General features: G+C 40.0%; 21 protein-coding genes. 4 read left to right on the forward strand and 17 right to left on the reverse strand.

Annotated elements, in window-relative coordinates:
* Positions 1-229: 229 nt before the first annotated feature.
* Positions 230-1,288: a DmpA family aminopeptidase gene (locus tag ACFSX4_RS04425; RefSeq protein WP_377771943.1), complete on the forward strand. Its 1,059-nt coding sequence runs from the start codon at positions 230-232 to the stop codon at positions 1,286-1,288.
* A gap of 125 nt (positions 1,289-1,413) precedes the next feature.
* The gene (locus tag ACFSX4_RS04430) at positions 1,414-2,820 is read left to right on the forward strand and encodes a YfcC family protein (RefSeq protein ID WP_377771945.1); all 1,407 of its coding nucleotides are present in this window, start codon (positions 1,414-1,416) and stop codon (positions 2,818-2,820) included.
* Positions 2,821-2,941: 121 nt separating this feature from the next.
* On the opposite strand, the gene ACFSX4_RS04435 is transcribed toward ACFSX4_RS04430, so the two are convergent.
* On the reverse strand, positions 2,942-3,874 hold the full coding sequence (locus ACFSX4_RS04435; RefSeq protein ID WP_377771947.1) for a nucleoside hydrolase: 933 nt from the start codon (positions 3,872-3,874) through the stop codon (positions 2,942-2,944).
* Between the two features lie 263 nt (positions 3,875-4,137).
* Between ACFSX4_RS04435 and ACFSX4_RS04440 the strand changes: the two genes are divergently transcribed.
* A complete protein-coding gene (locus ACFSX4_RS04440) occupies positions 4,138-4,602 on the forward strand; it encodes a hypothetical protein (RefSeq protein WP_377771949.1) in 465 nt (154 codons plus the stop codon).
* Positions 4,603-4,644: 42 nt separating this feature from the next.
* Here ACFSX4_RS04440 and ACFSX4_RS04445 read toward each other — a convergent pair whose 3' ends face one another.
* The 8 genes from ACFSX4_RS04445 to ACFSX4_RS04480 form a co-directional block, all read right to left on the reverse strand.
* A complete protein-coding gene (locus ACFSX4_RS04445; RefSeq protein ID WP_377771951.1) occupies positions 4,645-5,838 on the reverse strand; it encodes a CynX/NimT family MFS transporter in 1,194 nt (397 codons plus the stop codon).
* Between the two features lie 176 nt (positions 5,839-6,014).
* On the reverse strand, positions 6,015-6,623 hold the full coding sequence (locus tag ACFSX4_RS04450) for an SCO family protein (RefSeq protein WP_377771953.1): 609 nt from the start codon (positions 6,621-6,623) through the stop codon (positions 6,015-6,017).
* A gap of 69 nt (positions 6,624-6,692) precedes the next feature.
* Positions 6,693-8,117 carry a DHA2 family efflux MFS transporter permease subunit gene (locus ACFSX4_RS04455; RefSeq protein WP_377771955.1) on the reverse strand — a complete coding sequence of 475 codons (1,425 nt, stop codon included), beginning with the start codon at positions 8,115-8,117 and terminating at the stop codon, positions 6,693-6,695.
* A 47-nt stretch (positions 8,118-8,164) separates the two neighbouring features.
* The gene (locus ACFSX4_RS04460; protein WP_377771957.1) at positions 8,165-11,158 is read right to left on the reverse strand and encodes an AAA family ATPase; all 2,994 of its coding nucleotides are present in this window, start codon (positions 11,156-11,158) and stop codon (positions 8,165-8,167) included.
* Positions 11,145-12,260: a metallophosphoesterase family protein gene (locus ACFSX4_RS04465; protein WP_377771959.1), complete on the reverse strand. Its 1,116-nt coding sequence runs from the start codon at positions 12,258-12,260 to the stop codon at positions 11,145-11,147. Before ACFSX4_RS04465 ends, ACFSX4_RS04460 begins: the two co-directional genes overlap by 14 nt.
* A 286-nt stretch (positions 12,261-12,546) precedes the next feature.
* On the reverse strand, positions 12,547-13,413 hold the full coding sequence (locus ACFSX4_RS04470; RefSeq protein WP_377771961.1) for a 2-oxoacid:ferredoxin oxidoreductase subunit beta: 867 nt from the start codon (positions 13,411-13,413) through the stop codon (positions 12,547-12,549).
* A complete protein-coding gene (locus ACFSX4_RS04475) occupies positions 13,414-15,150 on the reverse strand; it encodes a 2-oxoacid:acceptor oxidoreductase subunit alpha (RefSeq protein ID WP_377771963.1) in 1,737 nt (578 codons plus the stop codon).
* Between the two features lie 105 nt (positions 15,151-15,255).
* Entirely contained in the window at positions 15,256-16,014 is a 759-nt protein-coding gene (locus tag ACFSX4_RS04480; protein WP_377771965.1) for a TIGR00282 family metallophosphoesterase, read from the reverse strand.
* Positions 16,015-16,091: 77 nt separating this feature from the next.
* Between ACFSX4_RS04480 and ACFSX4_RS04485 the strand changes: the two genes are divergently transcribed.
* Positions 16,092-16,319, forward strand: a complete 228-nt coding sequence (locus ACFSX4_RS04485) for a hypothetical protein (RefSeq protein ID WP_377771967.1) — start codon at positions 16,092-16,094, stop codon at positions 16,317-16,319.
* Between the two features lie 42 nt (positions 16,320-16,361).
* Here ACFSX4_RS04485 and rny read toward each other — a convergent pair whose 3' ends face one another.
* From rny to yfmF, 8 genes are all read right to left on the reverse strand, one after another.
* A complete protein-coding gene (gene rny, locus ACFSX4_RS04490) occupies positions 16,362-17,921 on the reverse strand; it encodes a ribonuclease Y (protein WP_377771969.1) in 1,560 nt (519 codons plus the stop codon).
* A 148-nt stretch (positions 17,922-18,069) separates the two neighbouring features.
* Positions 18,070-19,125, reverse strand: coding sequence for a recombinase RecA (recA, locus tag ACFSX4_RS04495; RefSeq protein ID WP_377771971.1), 1,056 nt, complete (start codon positions 19,123-19,125; stop codon positions 18,070-18,072).
* Positions 19,126-19,295: 170 nt separating this feature from the next.
* The gene (gene pgsA, locus ACFSX4_RS04500; RefSeq protein ID WP_377771973.1) at positions 19,296-19,883 is read right to left on the reverse strand and encodes a CDP-diacylglycerol--glycerol-3-phosphate 3-phosphatidyltransferase; all 588 of its coding nucleotides are present in this window, start codon (positions 19,881-19,883) and stop codon (positions 19,296-19,298) included.
* Between the two features lie 4 nt (positions 19,884-19,887).
* Positions 19,888-20,715, reverse strand: coding sequence for a helix-turn-helix domain-containing protein (locus ACFSX4_RS04505; protein WP_377771974.1), 828 nt, complete (start codon positions 20,713-20,715; stop codon positions 19,888-19,890).
* Between the two features lie 9 nt (positions 20,716-20,724).
* Positions 20,725-21,546 carry a DUF3388 domain-containing protein gene (locus ACFSX4_RS04510; RefSeq protein ID WP_377771976.1) on the reverse strand — a complete coding sequence of 274 codons (822 nt, stop codon included), beginning with the start codon at positions 21,544-21,546 and terminating at the stop codon, positions 20,725-20,727.
* Positions 21,543-22,229, reverse strand: a complete 687-nt coding sequence (locus ACFSX4_RS04515; RefSeq protein WP_377771978.1) for an SDR family NAD(P)-dependent oxidoreductase — start codon at positions 22,227-22,229, stop codon at positions 21,543-21,545. Before ACFSX4_RS04515 ends, ACFSX4_RS04510 begins: the two co-directional genes overlap by 4 nt.
* Positions 22,222-23,505, reverse strand: a complete 1,284-nt coding sequence (gene yfmH, locus ACFSX4_RS04520) for an EF-P 5-aminopentanol modification-associated protein YfmH (RefSeq protein ID WP_377771980.1) — start codon at positions 23,503-23,505, stop codon at positions 22,222-22,224. Before yfmH ends, ACFSX4_RS04515 begins: the two co-directional genes overlap by 8 nt.
* Before the next feature lies 1 nt (position 23,506).
* Positions 23,507-24,757, reverse strand: coding sequence for an EF-P 5-aminopentanol modification-associated protein YfmF (gene yfmF, locus ACFSX4_RS04525; RefSeq protein WP_377771982.1), 1,251 nt, complete (start codon positions 24,755-24,757; stop codon positions 23,507-23,509).
* Positions 24,758-24,764 lie beyond the last annotated feature (7 nt).

Raw genomic sequence — 24,764 nt, forward strand, 5'->3', positions numbered from 1 at the left:
TTTATCATCCACTATATATTTTAAAACGCTTTTGTTTTTCAGGATTGTTTCCATCATTCATCAGACGGTACTTCCTTAAATTTAAACACTGTAGCATATATTGTAATCCTTTTATCAGTTAAATTCTATATTTTGATATGAAGTATAGGAACAGAAAAGAATATTACCCGGCATCTTCTCTTATTTACTCTGTTATTATTATCTTATGCACTATTCTGGAGGTCATAAAATGAAAAAAGGTATCCGTGATTATAATATTAAAATCGGCAGCATGGCACACGGAAAGAGAAACTCTGTTTCCGATGTCCCCGGTGTCACTGTCGGTCATACGACTCTGTCTGACGGTGATATTCAGACGGGTGTCACTGCTGTACTGCCGCATCAGGATAATATATTCCGGGAGAAACTGATTGCAGCAAGCCATGTAATTAACGGTTTCGGCAAAACAACCGGTCTCGTCCAAATCGATGAACTCGGCACACTGGAATCCCCTATACTGCTGACAAATACATTGTCTGTCGGCACGGTGCAATCTGCACTTGTTGATTATATGCTGAATGACACACCTGAAATCGGTCGTTCCACCGGTACAGTCAATACAGTTGTCGGGGAATGCAATGATATGGTTTTAAATGATATACGGAGAGAAAGTATTCAAAAAGAAGATGTATGGAACGCCATACGCACTGCTTCTGCAGATTTTGAAGAAGGCGCTGTCGGTGCCGGACGAGGAATGGTCTGTTATTCTCTTAAAGGCGGAATTGGTTCTTCTTCAAGGCTGATTCCCCTGCCGCACGGGACTTATACGCTCGGTGTTCTCGTCTTATCGAACTTCGGCTTTATTTCAGATTTAATGATTAACGGCCGTCAGTTCGGTATGGAAATCAAAGATAAGATTATTCCACCCGAGGACACCAGTGATAAGGGATCGATTATAATTATTGCAGCAACTGACCTTCCTGTATCACAATTACAGTTAAAACGAATTATTAAACGCTCTGCCGCCGGTCTTTCGCGAACCGGTTCAATTATTGGAAACGGCAGTGGTGATATTGTCATCGGCTTTAGTACCGCATCAAGGATTCCCCATCAAAAAACGCAGTCACCCTTTGACATACCGCAGATTCACGATGATGAGATTGATCATGCATTCCGTGCTGCCGGTGAAGCTGTCGAAGAAGCTGTTTTAAATTCTTTAATCAATTCAGAATCGGTTACGGGTCGTAATGGTGTAACGAAAAAAAGTTTAAAGGAATTTTTAAATAATAATTATAAAAATAACACTTAATTTACTTAAAAATCTAAAAATTACATTTACAACCTCTTTTGTGTATAGTATTTTATTAAATATGTATCTTCGAATGATGCATCACTTGATTTAATATCCCAGTTACACTAAGGAGGAAACTGTAAATGGCCAAAGAAAAAAGGTCAGAGAAAAAAGGCTTTGTCATGCCTCATATATATGTCATTTTATTTGCAATGATTACTCTCGCAGTGATTGCTACATATATTGTACCAGCAGGTGCTTATGACCGTGAAACTGTGAATGGTGTCGATATGATTGTTTCAGATACATTTAGTTTTGTCGGACAGACACCGGTCAGCTTCATGGATTATATGACATCCATTCCACGCGGTGTTATTGCAACAATTGAAATTATATTTGGAATTATGGCGATTGGTGCTTTATTTAAAATAGTTGAAAATGCAGGAGTCATTAACTTAATCATTGATTTCCTGACAAAGAGATTTAAGAAAAAAGGATTACTGCTTATTCCTACAGTAATGATTCCATTGGTTATTTTCGTAACAATTACAGGAAACATTGAATCTTCATTGATCTTTTTACCTGCAATGCTTCCATTATTTTTAAAACTTGGCTTTGATAGAATTGCAGCAACCGCTACGACTCTCGTTGCTACTGTAGTTGGTTTCACAGTCTCACTGACCGCACCTGCCAATCTCGGTACAGCTCAAACGATTGCAGAGCTGCCGCTCTATTCCGGAATGGGATTCAGAGCTGTTGTTTTAACTGTAATGACGATAATCGGGATTATCTATGTCCTCTGGTACTCAAAGAAAGTATTGAATAACCCGGAGAAAAGTTTAGTTACTAATTATGTTGATCCCAAAGAATTCAGCAGTGACACTGAAAATCAGCCGGAAATTACAACCCGGACTAAAATTGCTACCGGGGCATTTGTTTTGTCTTTCGCCGGAATGTTTTATGGTGTGTTAGTTCATGGATGGTATTTTACAGAGCTTGCAGGTTTTTATCTGTTCGCAGGTATTATCTGCGGTCTGATTGCGGGCATGGGACCGTCTAAAATTGCTGACTCCATTAATGACGGAATTAAAAATATTCTGCTTGGTGCTTTAATTGTCGGTGTGGCACGTGCAATTTCAATTGTATTAGAAGACGGACAGATTTTAGATACTGTTGTTTATTCTTTAAGTTCAATCATCGAGATGATTCCCGGAACTTTCGTTCCTGTAGTAATGATGATTACACAGGGTCTGATAAACTTCCTGATTCCGTCAGGAAGCGGCCAGGCAGCAGCAACGATGCCGATTATGGTCGGTATTGTGGATATCACTGAGATGACCAGACAGAATGCAGTACTTGCGTTCCAGTTCGGTGACGGCTTCTCAAACATATTTTATCCGACATCAGGATACTTCATGGCGGCACTCGTTATTGCGAAAGTGCAGTATACAGACTGGTTAAAATTCATCTGGCCGCTTCTCGTCATCTGGTATTCGGTCGGTGCAGTATTTCTCATCATCGCCCACTTAATGAACTGGGGACCGTTTTAAATACGGACCTTATCCATTTAAAATTTAGAAACAGTAAAGAAGCAGACATTCAACTTCAGTTGAGTGCTGCTTCTTTTTATTCCTGTCCGTGAAATGCTGGTTATTTGTCAGTTGTGTTCATTTATTTCCCACTGAATGATTCGAGTATATGATAGAACTGTTCCCAGAACGTCTCCTGATTCACTCCAACCGCAAACTTTACATTTTTCTTTTTACCAGTTGTCCGAAGCAGGTCCACTACTGTCATTCCATACGCTGCCTCACCTTTTGTTTCAATGGTCACATTCGTCTCTTTAAAGTCGAACATTTCAGGATTGATTAAATACATTGTCGTACATGCATCATGAATCGGACCACCGTTAAACCCGAAATGATTTTCATACATCTTCCCAAAAAATATCAGCAGTTCTTTTACAAAGACCGCTGTTTTATTATCGATTTGTGCTACCCGATCAATGACTTTCTGATCCGCAATGACTTGATGTGTCACGTCCAGACCGAACATTGTGACAGGAATACCGCTTTTACAGACCACTTCCGCCGCTTCTGCGTCAACGTATATATTAAATTCCGCCGCCGGTGTCCAGTTGCCGAATGTCCCGCCGCCCATCAATACAATCTCTTCAATATTATCTTTAATCGATGGTTCTTTAATCAATGCAAGTGCAATATTAGTTAACGGCCCAGTTGGTACAAGTGTAACCTTTTCATCCGACTGTTTTACTGTATCTATAATAAAATCAACAGCATGCCCTTCATGTCTCACTTTGACGGGATCCGGCAGCACAGGGCCGTCCATTCCGCTCTCCCCGTGAATCTCCGGTGCGATTTCACTCTCTTTGACAAGCGGTCTTTCCGCACCTTTTACAACCGGTACATCCAGCTTTAAAAGATCACACACCTTCAGTGCATTCACTGTATTTTTTCCGACATCCACGTTACCTGCCACTGTTGTAATTCCTAAAATATTCAGGCTGCTCTGTTTAGATGCGGCAATAATAATTGAAACCGCATCATCATGCCCCGGATCACAGTCCAGTATCACATTTCTCATCTCGTTGACCTCCACTTTGATATTTACTTTCAGTTTATCAAATTTATGTTCTGTTTCGTAATCAAAATGATTAATCTCAGCTGTTCTGTCTCTATATCAAATTTTTATAGACGTATCCTCTTTACAATACGAACATATGTTCGTATAATGAGTTTAAAGAATTCTCTTTTTCCTTCCGTTACATTCTGCTGTTTATTCTTTATATACATTCAACTGTCACTGCGCATCAAATGACAGTTCGATTAAAAGTAAGGAGTTTCATTATGAAAAATAATCAAAATCACTATAACTATTCCGGTTATGTCATTGGTGCAGGTTTGATCTTTGTTCCTGCCTTGTTTTATATTATGCTGCCGGGGCTGATTATTAATTCAGCCGCTTTCTTCATATATATTTTTGGTATTCTATTTATCACATTTGAACTGATTCGAAATAAAAAAAGAAATTCCGCTTTTATGATTTCAGGCGTCGGTTTTTTCCTGCTGGCATTTCAGTTTTTCAACAGTGATAATACGTTTTATACTGTCGTATTTATCCTTCTGTCTTCAATTTCATTTTTAATATTTGTTGCCGGACTCATCGAATCTGCACAAAGAAGAAAAACTAAAGCAGCCAATGATGAAGATAACAAAAAATGGAGCCGTCCATTCCAGACACTCCAGGATATTATCGGTATCATCTGTTCCATTCTATCCATTATTGGTTTTATCGTTGAATTTATACTGTAGTATTCAAGCAGTATAAAAAAGGTGAGTGCAGGGCACCCACCTTTAATTCGTTACTGTTTTATTACTTCCGGCAAAATATCCGAGCACAGCAATGATTAATGATATTGTCATTAAAATAATCAACGGGATATTCCATCCTCCTGTAATTTCGGAAATCATTCCAAGGAATAAAGGACCTGTTGCTGCAATAATATACCCTGCAGACTGAGCCATTCCTGATAACTGCGCTGACTGTTCAACTGAATTTGTACGGAGTACAAAGAACATCATTGCGAGAGTAAATGTAGTACCTGCACCGACACCCGCCAGCACAAGAAACGGAATGATAATATTACCGTTGAAAATTGTCACTCCAAGCAGTCCTGTAAACCATAATAAGCCGCTGACTGCTCCAATAACGCGCTGATCTGAAAATTTATAGGCAATGACCGGTGCAATGAATGCAGTCGGCAGCAGACCCAGCTGATAAATCGTCAAGAGCCACCCTGCCTCACTTTCAGTGAAACCTTTTTCCACTAAAACTGCAGGCAGCCATGCAAATAATGTATATGGTATTAATGACTGACAACCCATATACAGTGTAATCACCCATGCAAGCGGTGATTTCCACAGTTTCACTGACGGTTTATCATCAATTTTCTTGAAGACTTTCTTTCGTTCATCAAGTACCATCGGCATCCTGAGTATCAGCACGATAACACCAATCAACGGAAAAATTCCCCACATGGTCAATGCCGCCCGCCAGTCAAAATCCGGACTTGCTGCGACTGAAACAGACAATCCGCCGGACAAGGCAGATACAATATTCATAGAAAACGAATAAATTCCTGTCATTATACCGACTTTAAATGGAAATGTTGCCTTAATCAACCCCGGTGACAGTACATTCCCCACCGCAATAGACATACCGATTAAAGCTGTTCCGATGAATAAAAGAAACGGTCCGTCAAGACCGCGGATTAATATACCGACAGATAGAATAATCATTGAAATAAGAAGTGGTATCTCCATTCCGAATTTCCCGGCGAGCCTTGGTATAAATGGTGAAAATATACCAAATGCGAGCAGCGGCAGTGTATTTAAAAGACCGATTGTTGTATTTGTAATCTCAAGGTCTTCACTGAAAAAAGGAACCAGAGGTCCGACAGATGAAATCGGTGAACGCAGTGATGCACCGATAAATACAATGGCTAAAACTAATAATACGATATAATACCTTTCTTTGCGGACAGACATTTTACCACCTCCATATAAATAACTTAATCATCATATCATGGAAAACCATGTAAAATGAAGACATGTTTTAATGAAAAATAAACTGTAATACGTTTTCATAGTTAAAAGAATTTAATTATACGTGAAAACCCGTCAATCCAAAATTGACGGGTTCCATTGTATTTATCAATACTCTGCTATTCAAGTTCATTGGTCAGTGTTTCCACATCACTGACGATTTCTGATAACGGAAATTCTGTGTCTCCAACATTTACACCTGCATAATCCTTAATAACTGTACCGTTTTCATCTATTAAATAAAAACTCGTACCGTGTGTGACCTGATTACTGCCTTTTGGCGGTGGTGCTACAATTGTTTTGAAATTCTTTTCTGCGAATGCACGGATAAAATCATAATCATACCCAGTCATGAGGTGCCATTCTGTGCTTTCTGGTACATCATACCAGCTCATATATTCAGTGAGAACATCAGGCGTGTCCGTTTCCGGATCCACACTGAAGCTTAATACTCCGTAATTTTCCACTCCATTTTCTTCAAGTTCATTCACAACATTTGTCATATTTGTTGTCATCGGCGGACAGACTGTTGCACAATTCGTGAACATAAAGTTTAACAGCCAGACCTTACCGTCCATATCGGCACGTTCAAATGACTCATCGTTCTGGTCGGTCACTTCAAAGTCATTGATTTCATTACCGTAGCGGCTCATTGTTTGAACATCAGAGGAACTGCATCCGGATATTATTAATGCACTAAACAAAATAGATGCAATGATTCTTTTCAATATGTATCCCTCCATCATTTTACTTAAACACAGTATAGCAAATAAAAAAACACCATAACATGGTGTTTTTTAACGTTTCTGTGTCTGATCTTTCACTTTTTTATTATCTTTCAAAAAGAATACCATCACAAGCCCGATTAACGCAACGACAGACGCCACGATAAATGATGCATTAACGCCGGTAATCTGGTCTTGGGCAGCCAAGGTGCCTGTACCCGCAGCACGTATACCGACACCTGTCATTACTGTCACCAGTAATGCTGTAAATAAAGAACTGCCGATTTGCCGCATTGTATTATTGATGGAAGTCCCGTGTGAAATCATCCGGGTACTGAGTGCATTCATGGCAAATGTCGACAGGGGCATCATGGATAAGCCCGTCGCAAATAACCGGATCGTGTATACAATGACGATGTATTTAAACGGCGTCTCTTCACTTAAAAATGTAAGAAGTACAGAAGTTACAAGAATTAATGATAAGCTGATGACTGCAAGCATCTTAATACCATATTTATCAAAGAAATATCCTGCAGCAAAAGACATTATCCCCATCATTAGTGCACCAGGCAGTAATGCGAGTCCGGATTCAAGCGGAGAATACCCGAGCATATCCTGCATTAAAACAGGAATAATGTTGTTAGCACTCACCATTGATGTGAAAACAATGACGCCGATTAATGTGCTGATTAAAAAGTGTTTGTTTGTAAATACACTTAAATTCAGGATCGGCTGCTCAAGTTTCAGCTGCCTTGTCACAAAGAAAAATACGATGGCCCCGCCTGCTGTAATCGGTAAGATGACCGGCATGGACATCCAGCCCGCTGTCCCAGCGACTGAGAAGCCGTACAATAATCCACCGAAACCGAGAGTGGATAAAATAATCGACAGGATATCCACTTTAGGATTGGTGGTCTCTACTACATTTCTCATAAATATGAATGCAAAAATAATATTAAATACTGCGATTGGTGCCACGACTAAGAATAAACTTCTCCACGGCCAAATTTCCACAATATATCCGGAAAGTGTCGGACCGATTGCGGGCGCAAACCCGATAACAAGTCCGAAAAGTCCCATTGCCCTTCCCCTGTTTTCAACCGGAAACATTGTCAGGAGCACCACCTGGGTCAGAGGCATCATAATTCCGGCACCTGAGGCTTGAACAATACGACCGATTAAGAGCGTCGGGAAATGAACAGCCACTGCCGCAATTAAAGTACCAATAGTAAACATCGTCATTGCGTATATATAGAGTTTTCTGGTTTCAAATTTATTAATCAGAAAAGCTGTGACCGGAATCATTATCCCGTTCACGAGGAAGAAACCTGTTGTCAGCCACTGTGCCTGGCTGAACGGGATATTCAAATCCGCCATAATTGAAGGTACTGCCGTAATCAGCAGTGTCTGATTCAAAATAGCGATAAACGCCCCGATAATTAAGTTCGTGACAATGAAATTACGTTCGCTGAAAATCCCCTTTGACTGTATCTCCATAAATTCACTACTCTCTTGATATCATAAATTAATTATATCAATAAAGGTTACATATTAAAATGTGTCGTACTTTTCTCATTTTCTGCTGTGACATACAGTATATTTTCCATACGCTCTTTTAATTCTGCAACATGTGAAATCACACCGATTGTTTTACCGCTCGACTGAAGGTCAATTAACGTATTGATTGCGATATCAAGCGTTTCAAGGTCCAGTGTTCCGAAACCTTCATCAATCAGCATTGTGTCCAGACTGATCCCGCCGGACTCCTGCTGGAGTGCCTCGTTCAATGCCAGTGCCAGCGTTAAGGATGCCTGGAAAGTCTCCCCGCCGGACAATGAAGTGATATGCCTCTGCTGGTTGTTGTAGTAATCGAACACCTCAATATCAAGTCCTGTCTGACGATTCATCCTGGATGTGCTTCTCACCAGTGCATAACGATGGTGAGTCATTTCAAGAAGTCTCTGATTGGCAATTTTTAATATTCTCTCAAGATAATACGTCAGGACATAGCGCTCAAGCGATACTTTCGCATGATTCTTCCCTGACACAATATTGGAGAGCTCCATCAACTGTCTTAAGGATTCTTCATTTTGGCTGAACGCATCTGCCTGTTGTTTCATTTTCTGATGAATTTTCTCATTATGTTCAATCGTATTTTTAACTGCGGCAGAATCATTAAAGAGTGCCTCAAGCTCCTCTTTAAATGATGACAATGTATGATTCACTGTCTCTAAATCATATGGTTCCAGTGACTGAAGTGATGACTGCGCCTGTTTAATCTGACGGTCGTACAGCCTCAAGTCCTCATAGAAACTCTGAATTTCCTGCTCTGTCCCTCTGATGTCGGACAGATTTAATGCCGACCATACTTCATCTCTCGAACTGAAGTTTTTTTCACTGATAAATGTCTCTACCCGGCTGCTGTATTTCTCCTTCAGCCCGGATAATTCACTGAGCCGTTCGTTTAAAAATTTTAAGCGTTCATCCATTTTCACCTGTTCCTGGTTCTGCTCTTCCAGTTCACGCGTCAGTGAATCCATCTGCTTAAAATACTTTTCAACCGCTTCTTTATCAGCATGAAAAAATTCAGAGAAATCATCATACCGGCGGAATCCTGTTGAATCCGTAAAATCACGCTTCAAGTTTAATACTTCATTCAAACGCGTTTGAAATTTTTCATGTTTTAAATCCTGTGTGTGACCTGTCTTTTCCAATGTCTGAATTTCATCTTTTTTTGATGTGACATATTCGAGCAGTGACTGCTGATGTTTCAAGTTTTTTTCTGCCGTTTGAATCGTTGACTCGAGAGATTCACGTGTCTCTTCTGCTTCTTTAAGATTAATGCGCTCTGTACCTTCCAGACCTTTACGCTCTGCATATAACTCTCTTTCCGCCGTCTCTATCCCTGCTTCTATCGACTGCCGTTCATTTCTTAAAGACTCAATCTTTTCTTCTTCATCTTTTGACAGATACGTCACATCGTCCGGCAGGATGTCTACTGTCTGCCTGCAGACAGGACATGGCTCACCAATCTTCAAGTGATTGATCAAATGCTCGATATGCACCTTATCATCACTCACATATTTCCCCTTAAGTGCATCCTCTATACTTGAAAATTCATGATCACACCGTTTTAATGCCTGCTGCAGGTCACTTTCTTTTTTAACTAATGCATTAATCCTCACATCAGCTTCACTAAACTTTTTTTCCTGCTTTATTGATTCCTGCAGCTGCTCACGCCGGCTTCTCAGTTCAAATAACTTTTCCTTTTCTTCATCAATATCACTTTGAGATATTTCCGACTGGGAAATTTCTTTTTTCAAGGATTCAATCCGGGCTTTATTTTCATCCATCTCACGCACCAGATCTTTAATAATCAGACGTCCTTTTTCTTCACTTTCATCAAGATTTCTGTACTGATTACCGAGAAACCGCTCGATGCGCGTCAATCGCTTATCACGCTGTTTCATACCGTCCTCATCATGTTTAAGTTTTTGAAATAAAGTCTCCTTCTCTTTGACAGACGCTTTAAGTTCTGTAAGGGACTCTTCAAGTATCCGGCGGTCATTATTTTTATTTTCAGCTTCAACTGATATTTCCTGTTCCTGCTTCAATTCATATTGAATCTCCGCTGCCAGATGATAGGCTTTCACTGCTTTTTCAAGACGTTCTATCTTTTCTTTGTCATCTAAAAGCAGACGCCGTTTCTCTTTCAGAGTTTTGAGTTCCAAAAGTGATGCGTTATGCTGCTCTTTTAATTTTAATTCCTTTTCGGTTTCTGCTATACGTCCCTGAAGCACGTCGATTTTTTCATTGACAGTCTCTAAACGGGATACGTCTCTGTCAATCAACTCCTGAATTAAATTCAGTCGTTCCTTCATCGACGGTGAATCATCGAGCGGTTCATCTGAAATAACAGACTGGTACAAACCGTTAATATGAGATTCTATTAATTCAAGTGACTTCTGTTCTTTTTTCCATTCATCTTTTAAGGTTTCTTCAAACTGTACAAATCGTTCTGTTTGAAACAGTGTTCTTAAAATAGATTGTTTTTCCTCACTTTTCGATAATAAGAGTCGTTTAAACTCACCCTGCGGCAGTATTAAAATCTGTCTGAATTGATTCACTGAAAGCTTTACAATATCAATGACCTTTTCAGTGACACTTCTCACCTGGCTTTCAAGAACATTACCTTCGCTGTCAAAGAGTACAGCTTTATTGGGCACCTTACTTTTGTTGCCTTCTTTCTGATAAGTCAGCTCCCGTTCAACCGTATACATTTTGTCTCTGATACTAAATGACAGGGAGACGCATGAAATATTGTCATCAAGAGCAAACTGGCTCCGGACAGACTGTTCATTACGGTCTGAAGTCGATGCTTCCCCGTAGAGCGCAAAAGTAATGGCATCAAAAATCATCGTTTTACCAGAACCGGTTTTTCCGCTGATTAAGAACATCTGATCCTGCACTCTGGAGAAATCGATAGTTTCTTTTTCAAATGGTCCAAAATATGACATGTTCAACTTAATGGGTTTCATCGACTTCTCCTTTAAACATATTTTTAAATACTTCGTTCTGATATTCAGAAGAATCACTTTCCGTAATCTCCTGAATAAATGATTGAAAAATTTCAAAATCATTCGTTGCACTGACATCAATGGTTTGGATTTCACGGTCACTGCCTGTCACTTTTGGTCTGAGTTCCAGTGTGTTGGGATAAATCTGCTTAATTTTAGACATAGGTTCTTTAATATGGAGCATATTTTCAAGCTCAAATTTAAAATATGCATTAACATCATCAAACATAATGTCTTTTTCAATCACTTTGTTAAAATCACCTTCATAGTAAACAAGATCATGCATGGGGTACAGCCTTTTAAATTTAACTTCCTGACGCTCTGTGTCAATCAAGCGGTAGCCTTTCGGCTGATTGATTTCAGAAAAGGAATATTTTAAGAGTGATCCGCTGTAGAAAATTCGTTCATCAGTCACTGCGAACGGGTGATGCAGATGACCGAGCATTACATAGTCGAACATCTGAAATGTTTCTTTGTTCACCTCTTCAGATAAACCAATGGACAAAGGCCGCTCTGAATCACTCGCTTCTGCATTGGATACAAACAAATGACCGACCAGTATATTAACCATACCCGGGTCAAGATTTAGCTTTATTTCATCCATAATCCTGGAATATGCATCCTGATGACTTTTAATCGAATCATCATCAAAATAATGTCTTACTTCCAGTACATCAACGTGCGGGAGCAGATAAAAATGATGTCCCTCATGCTCAATCGGCTTTAATGCCGCTTCAATGGAAGTCGAAATATGCAGGCCGCTTTCTTTGAACCAGGCACTGCCGTAATTCAGACGTTCTTTTGAATCATGATTTCCGCTGATGACAAATGCCGGTTTTTTCAGTTCAATATTTAATTTATATAAGTACTGATTCACGAGCTCGAGTGCTTCCTTTGACGGATTCGAACGGTCAAATAAATCACCGGCAATTACAATAACATCCGGGTCATCTTCAATGACACTGTCAATAAGCTGATCCAGAACATACTTCTGCTCTGATAATAAGTCGAACCCGTTCAGTTTTCTTCCAATATGCCAGTCGGCAGTATGTAAAATTTTCATATAAACACCTCAACTGTTAATTATACTAAAGAAGTGCCCTGAAAAATATTCAGGACACTCATTTTATGAATGGATTATCGTTCTGCAGTTGCTTACATCATTTGTAGAGTGATGATTGATTCACATAGTTCATCTGTTTGTTCTCAGCCAGTGCAAACAGCTTATCACTGTTAATCAATAAAAAACTGAACCTGCATAATGCAGATTCAGCATCTTACGCCTGCTCAATATCAAGCAGATATTTCTTCGTTTTTATTAAATACCATTTCTCATAACAGAATACCCGCTATTTAAACTCTGCCATCATTTCATCAAAGTTTTCTTTTTCAAGACGCATTTCTCTCGAAATAAGCGGCTGATCCTGATAACCGTCTAAATGTTCCTGGTATGATTTTGCATTTTCATCATGATAAATAATACCTTTTAAAAGCCCTTCATACTCCATAATTGCATTCATGGCATTTTTGGAATCATGTTTGTCATAGTTTTCAATATCTTCAACCGGTGTTAAATGTTCTTTAAACCAGTCATATGTGTTTACTTTATTATAAGTGACACATGGACTGAATACGTTGACGAAACTGAAACCTTTATGGTTAATTGCTTCCTGAATAATTGCAGTCAGCTGTTTAATATCGGAGCTTACACTTTGTGCAATAAAGGTTGCACCGCTCGCCATGGCTGTACGGATTGGATGGATCGGGTTTTCAATCGCACCGTCCGGCGTAGATTTTGTAACAAATCCTTTTGCTGAAGACGGGGAAGTCTGCCCTTTTGTTAAACCGTAAATCTGATTGTCCATCACAATGTAGGTAATATCAATATTACGTTTTAACGCGTGGACTGTATGTCCCATACCTATCGCAAAACCATCACCATCACCGCCTGAAGCAATCACGGTTAAATCATCATTTGCCATCTTCACACCTTGTGCAACGGGCAGGCTTCTGCCGTGAGTGGCATGAAAGCCGTAGGATTTAATATATCCGCTTAATCTTCCGCTGCAGCCGATACCTGTGATTACTGCTAGTTCATCAGGTTCCAGTCCATTTGCTGCACATGCTTTTTGTATTGCAGCCTGTACACTGAAGTCACCGCAGCCGGGGCACCAGTTTGGTTTAATATTATTTCTAAAATCTTTAAAAGTCGCCATTTATAAAACTTCCTTTACTTCCATAATTGACTCTATATGCGATTTAATTTCGTGAGGTTTAAAAGGCGTTCCGTCATATTTGGTATATGACTTCAAACGGTCATGTCCATAATAATTCATTTTTACAATATTATATAACTGTGCACCATAATTCTGTTCCACAACAAGTATTTTCTTCGCACCGTCAAGATACGGTTTAATCGTCTCAATCGGGAATGGATGCAGCTGCTTCATCTGAATGCGTGTGATATTACCACCGCTTTCTGATGCACCCTCTTCCACTACACCGTTGACACTTAAAAAGCTGATAATCAGAAGGTCGCTCTCTTTTTCACCGCGTACTTTGAAAGGCTCATCCATTGAGAAATTATGAAGCTTTCTCATCCGTTTATCCATCATCATCTGACGGTTTTCATGAGTTTCACTTGGCGTTCCGGTCTGATTGTGCTCTACACCGGTCACATGGTGAATACCGCCTTTCAGCCCCGGAATCGGTCGGTTGGATATACCGTCTTCTGAATCATTATATCTTTCATAATACCCGTCTGTTTCTTCAATATCCTCGAGAACAGTTTTTCCTCTGTTAATATCAATCTTATCAAGATCGAACGGTCTTGCTGACTGTTTACCTAGAGACATCTGTAAATCTGATAATAAAATCACCGGTACCTGATAATATTCAGCTAAGTTAAATGCATCGACAGTCGTATAGAAGGCATCCTCTACATCACTCGGTGCCATAACGATTTTCGGAATATCTCCGTGCGTGCCGTAAATCATCTGGTTTAAGTCTGACTGCTCCTGCTTTGTCGGCAGGCCTGTAGACGGCCCCCCGCGCATTGTATTAACAATTACAAGCGGTGTTTCTGTCATTCCCGATAATCCGATGGACTCCATCATCAGGCTGAGGCCCGGACCGGCTGAGGCAGTGAAGCTTCTCGCTCCGGCATAGTTGGAACCAATCGTCATCGTCACTGCAGCGATTTCATCCTCAGTCTGGATAACAGTACCGCCGAGCTTCGGAAGATGTTTAATCATATATTCCATGATCTCACTTGCAGGTGTAATCGGATAGGCAGGCATAAATCTGACACCTGCATTGACTGCACCAAAACTGATTGCATCATTACCAATCAGGAATAACCGTTCTTCCTCGGGTGCTGCTTCCATCTCAAAGTCATCTTCGATGTTCTGCATCTCTTCTGCCATTTTTTCTGCTCCAAGTGCAAGAGCTCTGTTGTTGGATGCGACAATCTCTGCACCTTTACGGATGAATATTTTATGAATCATTTCCTCAAAAGGCGCCAGTTCCAAATTCATCAGCTTCGCACTGGCACCGATCGCAACCATGTTTTTCATCAGCTGGCTGCCTTCTTCTTTGGCAATTTCAGTAAACGGGATACTGACAAGTTTTACATCCAGGTCTTCATTTACTGTCGGGTTAAACTTACTGTCTGCAAGAATAATCCCGCCCCCGACCAGTTCATGACTGTTAACATCTATAGTCTGCTGGTCAAACGCAACAAGAATATGAATATTATCAGCAACAGAACGTACTTCATCAACTGATATTCTTACATTATTATTCGTATGACCGCCTTTAATACGGCTTGAAAAATGTCTGTAGCTATATAAATGGTAGCCCATTCTGTTCAGCGTAGTTGAAAATATTTCTCCTGTGGATTCGATACCTTCACCCTGCTGACCGCCCACTTTCCATGATAACTGCTTTCTCATTTTATAAATAGCCTCCTTATTCATATAAAATTATAACAAATTTAAGCCACTTTCACATAATACTTAAGGCTGTTTATTTAAAAATCAGTCCTTTGGATGAGCCGCTTATTCGGTAATTTTAATTTTTTCTATTTTATGATAGTCCGTATCAATAATCACACCGCTTAATATTCCTTTCCCTGTTTCAGGAACATTGTGTTTTACGGGCAGCTGGTGGAGAAAACGATCAATCACTTCTTCTTTTGAAATACCGAGAATGCCGTCTTTAAATCCTGTCATTCCGACATCTGTAATATATTTTGTCTTATTTTCAAGCACTGTCTCATCATTGGTCTGTACATGTGTATGCGTACCGACCACTGCATCCACACGGCCGTCTAAATAATATCCCATGGCAATTGATTCACTTGTTGTTTCACTGTGAAAATCTACGAAAGCATAATCATATTCATTTTCTTTTAGAATTTGATCTACACATCTGAACGGACAGTCAATGGCCGGCATAAAACTTCTGCCCTGGATATTCATAATCAACAGCTTTTTACCATTGATATTAATCGTCTGATGGCCTTTTCCCGGCACACCTTCCGGATAATTTGCGGGACGGATCATACGTACATCGCGCTCGAATAAATCATAGATTTCTCTTTTTTGAAATGCATGGTTGCCGAGAGTAATAAAATCAGCACCATATCCAAGCAGTTCTTTATAAATTTTCTCAGTAATCCCTTTCCCATGAGCCGCATTTTCACCGTTTACAATTGCAATCTGTGCACCGTGCTCTTTTTTTAATTTTAAAAGATGTTCCTGAACCATTCTGCGGCCCACTTTCCCGACAACATCTCCAACAAATAAAATTCTCATATATTAACATCCTTATATTTTTATGTTTTTTCTGAAACTTAACAGGGTATATTAAAAAAGACTAACTTTTTATAGGAGTGAATGTATTGGCACTATCAATTGATCCGAAAGAATTCGCGAAGATGACAGTAACAGCAAACCCTTCTAACAAAGAGACAGCAGAAGACAAGGCAAAAGACGCGCTCGAGCTTTATCTTACCGCCTACAGACTGGCTGAGAACTATGACCGTTATTCAACTGCTCATAATTCTCAAGAGACTTCCACAGTATTTCATGCAATTAAAGGTGAAGATTTCCAGTTGTAAGACTCATGAAAAATCCCGAACTATATTCAGTTCGGGATTTTTTTATTTGGCATATTCTACTGCCCTCATCTCACGGACCACTGTCACTTTAATGTGTCCTGGATATTGCAGTTCGTCTTCAATCTGTTTTTTAATATCTCTGGCAAGGCGATGTGCACTTACATCGTCAATGTCTTCCGGTGATACCATGACTCTGATTTCCCGTCCGGCTTGAATGGCAAATGTTTTCTGTACACCATCGTAGCCTTCTGCAATCTGTTCGAGTCTTTCAAGACGCTTCACATAGTTTTCCAATGTTTCACGACGGGCACCGGGACGTGCTGCACTGAGTGCATCCGCTGCAGCAACCAGTATGGAGATCACACTTGTCGGCTCAACATCCCCGTGATGGGAATGAATCGCATTAATGACAGTGTCAGATTCTTTATAACGTTTTGCAAGTTCCACACCAATTTCAACATGACTGCCTTCCACTTCATGGTCAATGGCTTTACCAATATCATGAAGCAGTCCTGCACGGCGTGCCACAGCAACATCTTCGCCAAGTTCACTCGCGAGAATGCCGGATAAATATCCGACTTCAACTGAATGTTTCAGAACATTTTGTCCGTAACTTAAACGATATTTCATTTTACCTAAATGTTTAATTAACTCTGGATGAAGATTATGAATATCAAGCTCAAATGCGGCTGCTTCGCCGGCATCACGAATATCTGTTTCCATATTACGTTTTGCTTTATCCACCATCTCTTCAATACGGCCCGGATGAATCCGCCCATCCTGAACAAGTGCTTCAAGCGCATTTTTCGCAATCGCACGTCGGATTGGATCGAATCCTGATAAAATAACTGCTTCCGGTGTATCGTCGATAATTAAGTCGACACCAGTCAGAGTTTCCAAAGTTCTTATATTACGGCCTTCACGGCCAATAATACGTCCTTTCATTTCATCATTAGGCAAGTTAACAACTGATACTGTGGATTCTGAAGTATATTCTGCAGCATAGCGCTGTGCTGCTACTGCCAGAAGTTCCTTCGCTTTCTTATCCACTTCTAGTTTCATTTGGTCTTCTTTTTCTTTGACCATAACAGTCATATCATGTGACAGTTCCTTCTCGAGTTCCGAGAATAGTTCATCACGTGCTTCAGCACGTGTGAGTCCGGAGATGCGGGATAATTCTTCTTCTTGTTGACTGATAATATCTTTAATCTTTGATTCCTCGGCATCAACCATTTGCTGTTTTTCTTCAATTTTTGCTTCTTTATGCTCCAGTGCATCATCTTTTTTATCAAGTGATTCACTTTTGCGGTCAAGATTTTCTTCTTTCTGCAGCAACCTGGACTCATAAGCTCTAAGCTCATCACGCTTCTGCATGACTTCACGCTCAGTAACATCCTTCAGGTTTTGGTTTTCTTCTTTTGCCTCAAGCAGCTTTTCTTTCTTGATACTGTTCGCTTCTTTTTCTGCTTCACCAATGATATGTTCCGCAGATGTCCGCGCTTCTTGCTGCTGAGTCGTCATAATTTTTTTGACGATAAAATATCCGATGACAACACCTAGAAAAATGCCAAGCAAGATTAAGAGAATGTCTATCAAATCCACAATAAACACCTCCTTAAACAGGCTTTAGCTATTATTTAATATAATAAAATTTTTAGATAATATTATATACATATAATTCTAAAGATGTTTATACATAAAATCAAGCACCAGTGTCATCAAATTATGAACCGGTGCCTGAAAATTTATATTATTCGTTTGTATCAAAGAGGCTGTTCTCATCAGCTACGGAATCTTCTTCTACATCTTCGTCGGATTTTTCACCGATTCCAAGTTCATTACGAAGCTTTTGATTGATTTCATTAAATACCTCTGGATTCTCTTCCAGGTAAACTTTCACGTTTTCTTTACCCTGCCCGAGTCTCTCACCATTATATGAGTACCATGCGCCGCTCTTTTGAATGATATCATATTCGGATCCGAGATCAATCACTTCACCGGTTCTGGATATTCCTTTACCGTACATCATATCTACTTCTGCTACTCTGAACGGCGGAGCGATTTTATTTTTCACTACTTTAATCTTTGTACGGTTACCGACAATCTCCTGCCCGAGTTTCAGCTGTTCTGAACGACGGACTTCAAGGCGGATTGAGCTGTAGAACTTCAGTGCACGCCCTCCAGGTGTTACTTCCGGGTTACCGAACATTACACCGACTTTTTCACGAATCTGGTTGATGAAGATGGCAGTCGTGTTACTTTTAGAAATCGCACCGGACAATTTTCTTAGAGCCTGTGACATCAGTCTTGCCTGAAGTCCGACATGGGTATCTCCCATTTCGCCTTCAATCTCTGCTTTCGGTGTCAATGCCGCTACTGAGTCAACAACAACCATATCCACTGCACCGCTTCGTACAAATGCTTCCGCAATTTCAAGACCCTGTTCCCCGTGGTCCGGCTGTGACAGATATAAATTATCAATGTCTACACCCAGGTTTTTCGCATATACGGGATCAAGCGCATGCTCTGCATCGATGAATGCTGCGATGCCGCCGTTTTTTTGTACTTCTGCAATCGCATGAAGTGCAACGGTAGTTTTACCGGAGGACTCAGGACCATATATTTCAATGATTCTTCCTTTAGGATATCCTCCTGCACCCAGCGCATTATCCAAAGTAATTGACCCGCTTGAAATTGTTGACACTTTACGTGCAGTCTCTTCACCGAGTTTCATCACTGAACCTTTACCAAAAGACTTCTCCATATTTTTAATCACTGTATCTAATGCTTTTTGTCTTTCGTCCATAATAACCCTCCAATATTTCTTATCCGAAATCAGTATATCACGAATAAAACAAAAAAGCGAACATATATTCGTATGAAATGATGTCGAATTTAAATTTCTTATTACGAAAATAAAATTCCAGGTGTTTGACTTCCCGGAATTTGAATAACTCTATTAAATTAAGTGCAGTTTTATTTTTCTTTATCCGCCAGAAAGACATCTCTGCCTTTATAAAAATACTCAATGCCTGACAAAATAGTAAAGAAAACTGCAATATACATAAATATCATGCCGAGTGAGAACGGAAGATATGTGGTAAACAAGTCACCAAACAATAAAAACACAAGTGCCAGCATCTGAAACGTGGTTTTTATTTTTCCGAGCTGTCCTGCGGCACTGACGAAACCCTGCTCTATTTGAAGCAGTCTGAGTCCAGTCACTGCAAATTCCCTCGCAATAATGACGACTGCAATCCAGGAAGAAATCGTATGCCACTCGACAAGAACGATTAATCCCGCAGTAACAAGCAGTTTATCTGCAAGGGGATCAAGGAATTTCCCCATGTTCGTAATCAAATTCCATTTTCTTGCAAGATAGCCGTCCAGGAAGTCTGTTAGAGCTGCCACAACAAAAATAATGCCGGATATCAGCTGTTCTATTAAAATGACGTGTCCGCCTAAAAATGAAACTGTGCCGAAACCGAAATCAGCAAGTGCAAACACCAGAAATACCGGAATCAGCACCACTCTGAAAACTGTTAACTGATTTGGGATATTCATATGATTACTCCGTTTCTATATTGAATTGATAATAAACTGTAATTGATCCGTCTGTCTGATTATTCTCAAGCAGTTCACCGTTTACGGATACATCAAACTCCTGGGCATTGCCGAGCGTCACGTATACTTCACCTGCTTCAGAATCAATTTCAAACTCACCTGATTCTAATTCTTCATAAGCATATGTGTTGCCGATATCATCAGTAATACTCACCCATGAATTGGTACCATCCAGTGAAAGTGTCAATGCTTCACTGGTTGTCACATTATAAGTCAGAACATTATCGTTCAGACCGGCAAAATCAATCACTGTCTGAGGTGCTTCTTCTTCAGGTTCCGGTTCTGATGATTCTTCTTCCCCTTCTCCTGCAGCATCCGCTTCCTCTTCAGGTTCTGAAGCTTCTTCATCAACTTCAACATCTGCAGTTTCATAAATCGGCTTCCGTTCAAATACATCTGCTTCAGAGCCAATCTGCAGAAGTACCATCCAGACAACAAACAATACCAGTATCATGACAAAAAAACTGATGAAAACTTTCTTTAAATACTGGAAATCTTCATTATCCGTCTGGGTGCGTTTTTTATTGGAAGACTCTCGTTCATATGTAAAGTCTTCACTGAACCGTTCAATTAATGCTTCACTGTCCAGGCGGAGAACCTTACAGTATTTATCAATTAAAAGCGGTGCGTACCTTGGTTTCGGCAGCTGAGTGAAATCACCCTTCTCCAAGGTTTTAATAATTTCTTTCCGGATACCGGATTTCTCCTGCATCTCTTTTAAAGTAATTCCTTCTTTTTCACGTTTATCTCTTAAATAAGGTCCGAGTTTCATGGTACCTCCTTAAAATCCGCCAAAGAAGTCCATGTCCTCATTCTGGAACCAATGCTTCTTCTTATGCTTTTCATAGGTAATTTCCTGATCTTCTGTTTCACGAAGTTCAATAATATAATCAAAATCATTCAGCGTGTAATGCATTCCCTCAATAAACAAATCCGGATGCTCCACTACCTTTATCGCTGGGAAAGTCATAATTTCCCTGATCAATTCCTTATGTGCCTGACTTGTTGAATTGGTTGTCACCGCACCGTCAATAATAAACACATTTTTTTCATCGTACTCACCCTTTAACAGACTTGTTCTAAGCGTCTGTTTAATCAGCGTACTTGATAAAAAGAGCCATTTCTTCTTTGCGGTAACACTCCCGGCAACTATGGATTCCGTCTTTCCGACACGCGGCATGCCGCGCACCCCGATTAAACGGTGTCCTTTTTCCGAGAATATTTCTGCAAGAAAATCGACTAAAATACCAATCTCGTTTCGTGTAAAGCGGAACACTTTCTTATCCCCTTCATCACGCTTAATAAAACGGCCGTGCCTTACAGCAAGACGGTCTCTGACCTGGGGCGTTCTGACTTTCATAATATTAATGTCATCAACATACTGGCTGATATATATAAACCGGCGCAGTTTATTGATATTATCCGTCCTTAAAATCAGACCCCGCCTGCTTTTTTCAACACCGTTAATTGTATTGATACTAATGCCGAGGTTTCCAAGAAGTGAAGAAATATCTCCGAGGAGTCCCGGACGGCTGACTAAATTCTCATATTCCAGATACTGTTCTATATTTCTTTCCGGATGAAGATCACTGCCTTCTTTCACGTATACCAACCCCCGTTAATGTTGAGAATTTCACCTGTGACACTTGAGGCGTTCTTATTTAGCAAGTATAACACTGAATGTGTTATTTCGTCCGGTTCAATCATGCGGTGCTGCGGCAGTTCATCAAGCAGATACTCAAGATCACTGCTGCCGAGTTCATCTGTCATTTTACCCCGGACCACTCCCGGGGCAACCGCATTGACAGTCACACTTGTACCGGCAAGCTCTTTTGCGAGTGATTTAACAAGGGACTCTTCCGCCCCCTTCATCGCACTGTAAATACTTTCAAAACTTGCACCCACGCGTCCCCATACCGAACTGATTACCACTATTCTACCATGTTTCGACTGTTTTAGTTTAGGGAGCAGTACTTTTATAAACACGATGAGTGAACGGATACTGATATGATACTGTGTATCTACTTCAGAAAGTTCAGTATCCTCAAGCATCTTAAATAATGTAATTCCCGGTGCCCAGATTAAACCGTCAATCGTATCCGTGTTTTTAAACAGCTCATGCACTTCTTCTTCTGTCACAGCCTTTGACACATCCAGAAAATGATGTTCACTTTCATATTCAGGCATTCTGGATTTGGAAATAGTAATGACACTGTCTTTAGACAATGCTTTATGAATACTCTGACCAATATCTCCGGTGGCGCCGACAATCACATATTTATTCATAAGGCTTCACAAGACATTCTACTAGATAGTCTTTATTCAGTACATCAAACACATGGAACTTTACTTCCTCAAGTGTAATATCTTCAATAATTTCCGGCAGCTGATATAAATCATAACCGTCCAGGTGATACTTTGTATATTGATTCGCTATATATTCAGGAGAGTTCAAACTGGATAAAAAGTCACCGATAACTTCACGTTTTTGATTATCCAGGCGTTCTTTAGTAATGGTATTATTATGTTTCGCTTCTTCAATAATCTCCAGTATCCGGTCTTTGAATGCATCCGGTGCATCTGTGTTCGTTGTCATCAGTACATGGGAAAACTGAGTCTCCTCCTGGTGACTGAAATTAAAGGAATCATCAATCAGCCGGCTGTTCAGCATTTCATAATAATACTCTGACTGTTCCCCGAACAGCATATCGAGTGCAAACATCATGCTGATATCGCGCTTTAGTCTGTCATCAGGATCCTCGAGATCCTGATGGTGCTTGAAGCCGAGCATCACTTTCGTTTCATTCACATCAAGTTCAAGTACTTTTTTCCTTGTATTGACTTCACGCGGTTCCTCAGGAAGCAGCCGCTCAATAGCCATTTCATCAGAAATTTCACGTTTTGACTGATGTTCTTTAACGTAGCCGATTACCTCTTCCACATTATAATCCCCGACCATGATTAAGACCATGTTGGACGGATGATAAAATGTTTCATGACAGAGGAAAAGATGTTCTTTTGTAATTTCACTGATCGAATCAAGTGTACCTGCAATATCGATTTTTACAGGAAGGTTCTGATACATTGCATTCAGCGTTTCGAAATATAATCTGTACCCGGGATTATCCTGATACATCTTAATTTCTTCATTGATAATACCAACTTCCCGTGCAACTGTCTCATCTGTAAAATACGGCTGTTCCACCATATCCATCAGCAATTTTAAGTTTGGATAGAACTGCTCTGTCGTACTGAACAAATAAGATGTTCTGTCAAATGACGTAAATGCATTTGCATTCGCACCGTTTTTTGAAAACAGATTAAACACATCACCGTCTTCTTTCTCAAACATTTTATGCTCAAGAAAATGGGCAATTCCGTCCGGTACTTTATGGGAGACACCGTTCGCAGTAAACTGATCATCCAGTGAGCCGTATTTTGTAGTGTATGTGACAAATTTTTTATTGTAGCCTGGCTTATTAATAATAAAGACATCGAGACCATTATCAAGTGTCTCCTGATACACTTTTTCATCAATTGTTTTATACTCATGTAAAATCATATTAAGACTCTCCTGTTAAAGTATAGACTGTATCAAGCTTAATCTTTCCTGCAACTTCAGAAACGAGTGTTTTATCCACCTTGTCAATACAAGTTTCCCATGACGGTGCATCTTCCGGCAGAAGCAGCTGGTTATATACCAGCGTCAGAAGTGATTTCGGCTGATCTTTAATTTCTTCACGGCTGATTTTCATCATGTTCTTAATTTCATTTACAAATTCTTCTTCAAAATCCCCGTCTTTAAGTCTTGCCAGCTCTTCAAGTACCGCATCCTCTGTGATCTGTACTTTCCCTGCATCGACACCGCCTAATACAAATAAATAACCATTTTTCATATCTACCTGGGAATGAATCTGGTACGCAAGACTTTTTTCTTCCCGGATATTACGGAATAAAAAGCTTGAGGCCGTTCCGCCGAACATCTGGTTTAATACATTAAAAGCCATACGTTCATAAGGCCCGTTAATATCCGCCCGGAAACCGAGATTCAATTTTGCCTGTTCAATTTTCTGAACATCTGTCTTATGTGTTACTTCACCCGTCTCTTTAAACGGGTATGATTCATATGATAATGACACCGGGGCACTGCGTTTTAAAATATTCTGCAATTCTTCTGTAATATCATTATCAAAATTACCGACAGCAGAAATCACCACTTCGTCTTCCTCAAGCATTCTCTGATGTTCGTGTTTCAAATCCTCCATTGTGATACCCTCAATATCTTCAAGGACACCATGGGATAAATACTTATAATCCTCATCCTTGAACATTTCATTGAGCAGTGCTTCAAAACTTTTCTGTGCACGATTGTCCTTCATCGACTTTAAACGGTTCTCATACAGCCGGCGTTCACGCAGGAAAAATGTTTCATCTTCCTCTGTGTATTTTGAAGGCGCCGACAGGGCATCATTCAATACCTCTGTCATCGCTTTTAAAATATTCAAATCTTCTTTTACAAATTTGGAATTCACAAACTCAACACTGAATGTCACCAGGTGGTCTTTCCCTTTTTTCGTTACAGTCGATGTCAAATGTGCACCGTAGTGATGCGCTAAATATTCGAGCAGCTCACTTTCTGTTTTAAAACGACTCGTACGTTTGACCATCATTCGGCTTAATAAGTTCCGAAGCGTCAGACGTTCCCTGTCGAGTCTGCTTCTAAATTGTACACGTAATGTAATTGTTTTGAACTGTTCTGTCTGCACCAGTACAACCGGTATATTATTTAATTCATGTTGCTCTACTGTATACATCAAAAGA

The sequence above is a fragment of the Corticicoccus populi genome (genome assembly GCF_042686195.1).
Lineage (GTDB): Bacteria > Bacillota > Bacilli > Staphylococcales > Salinicoccaceae > Corticicoccus > Corticicoccus populi.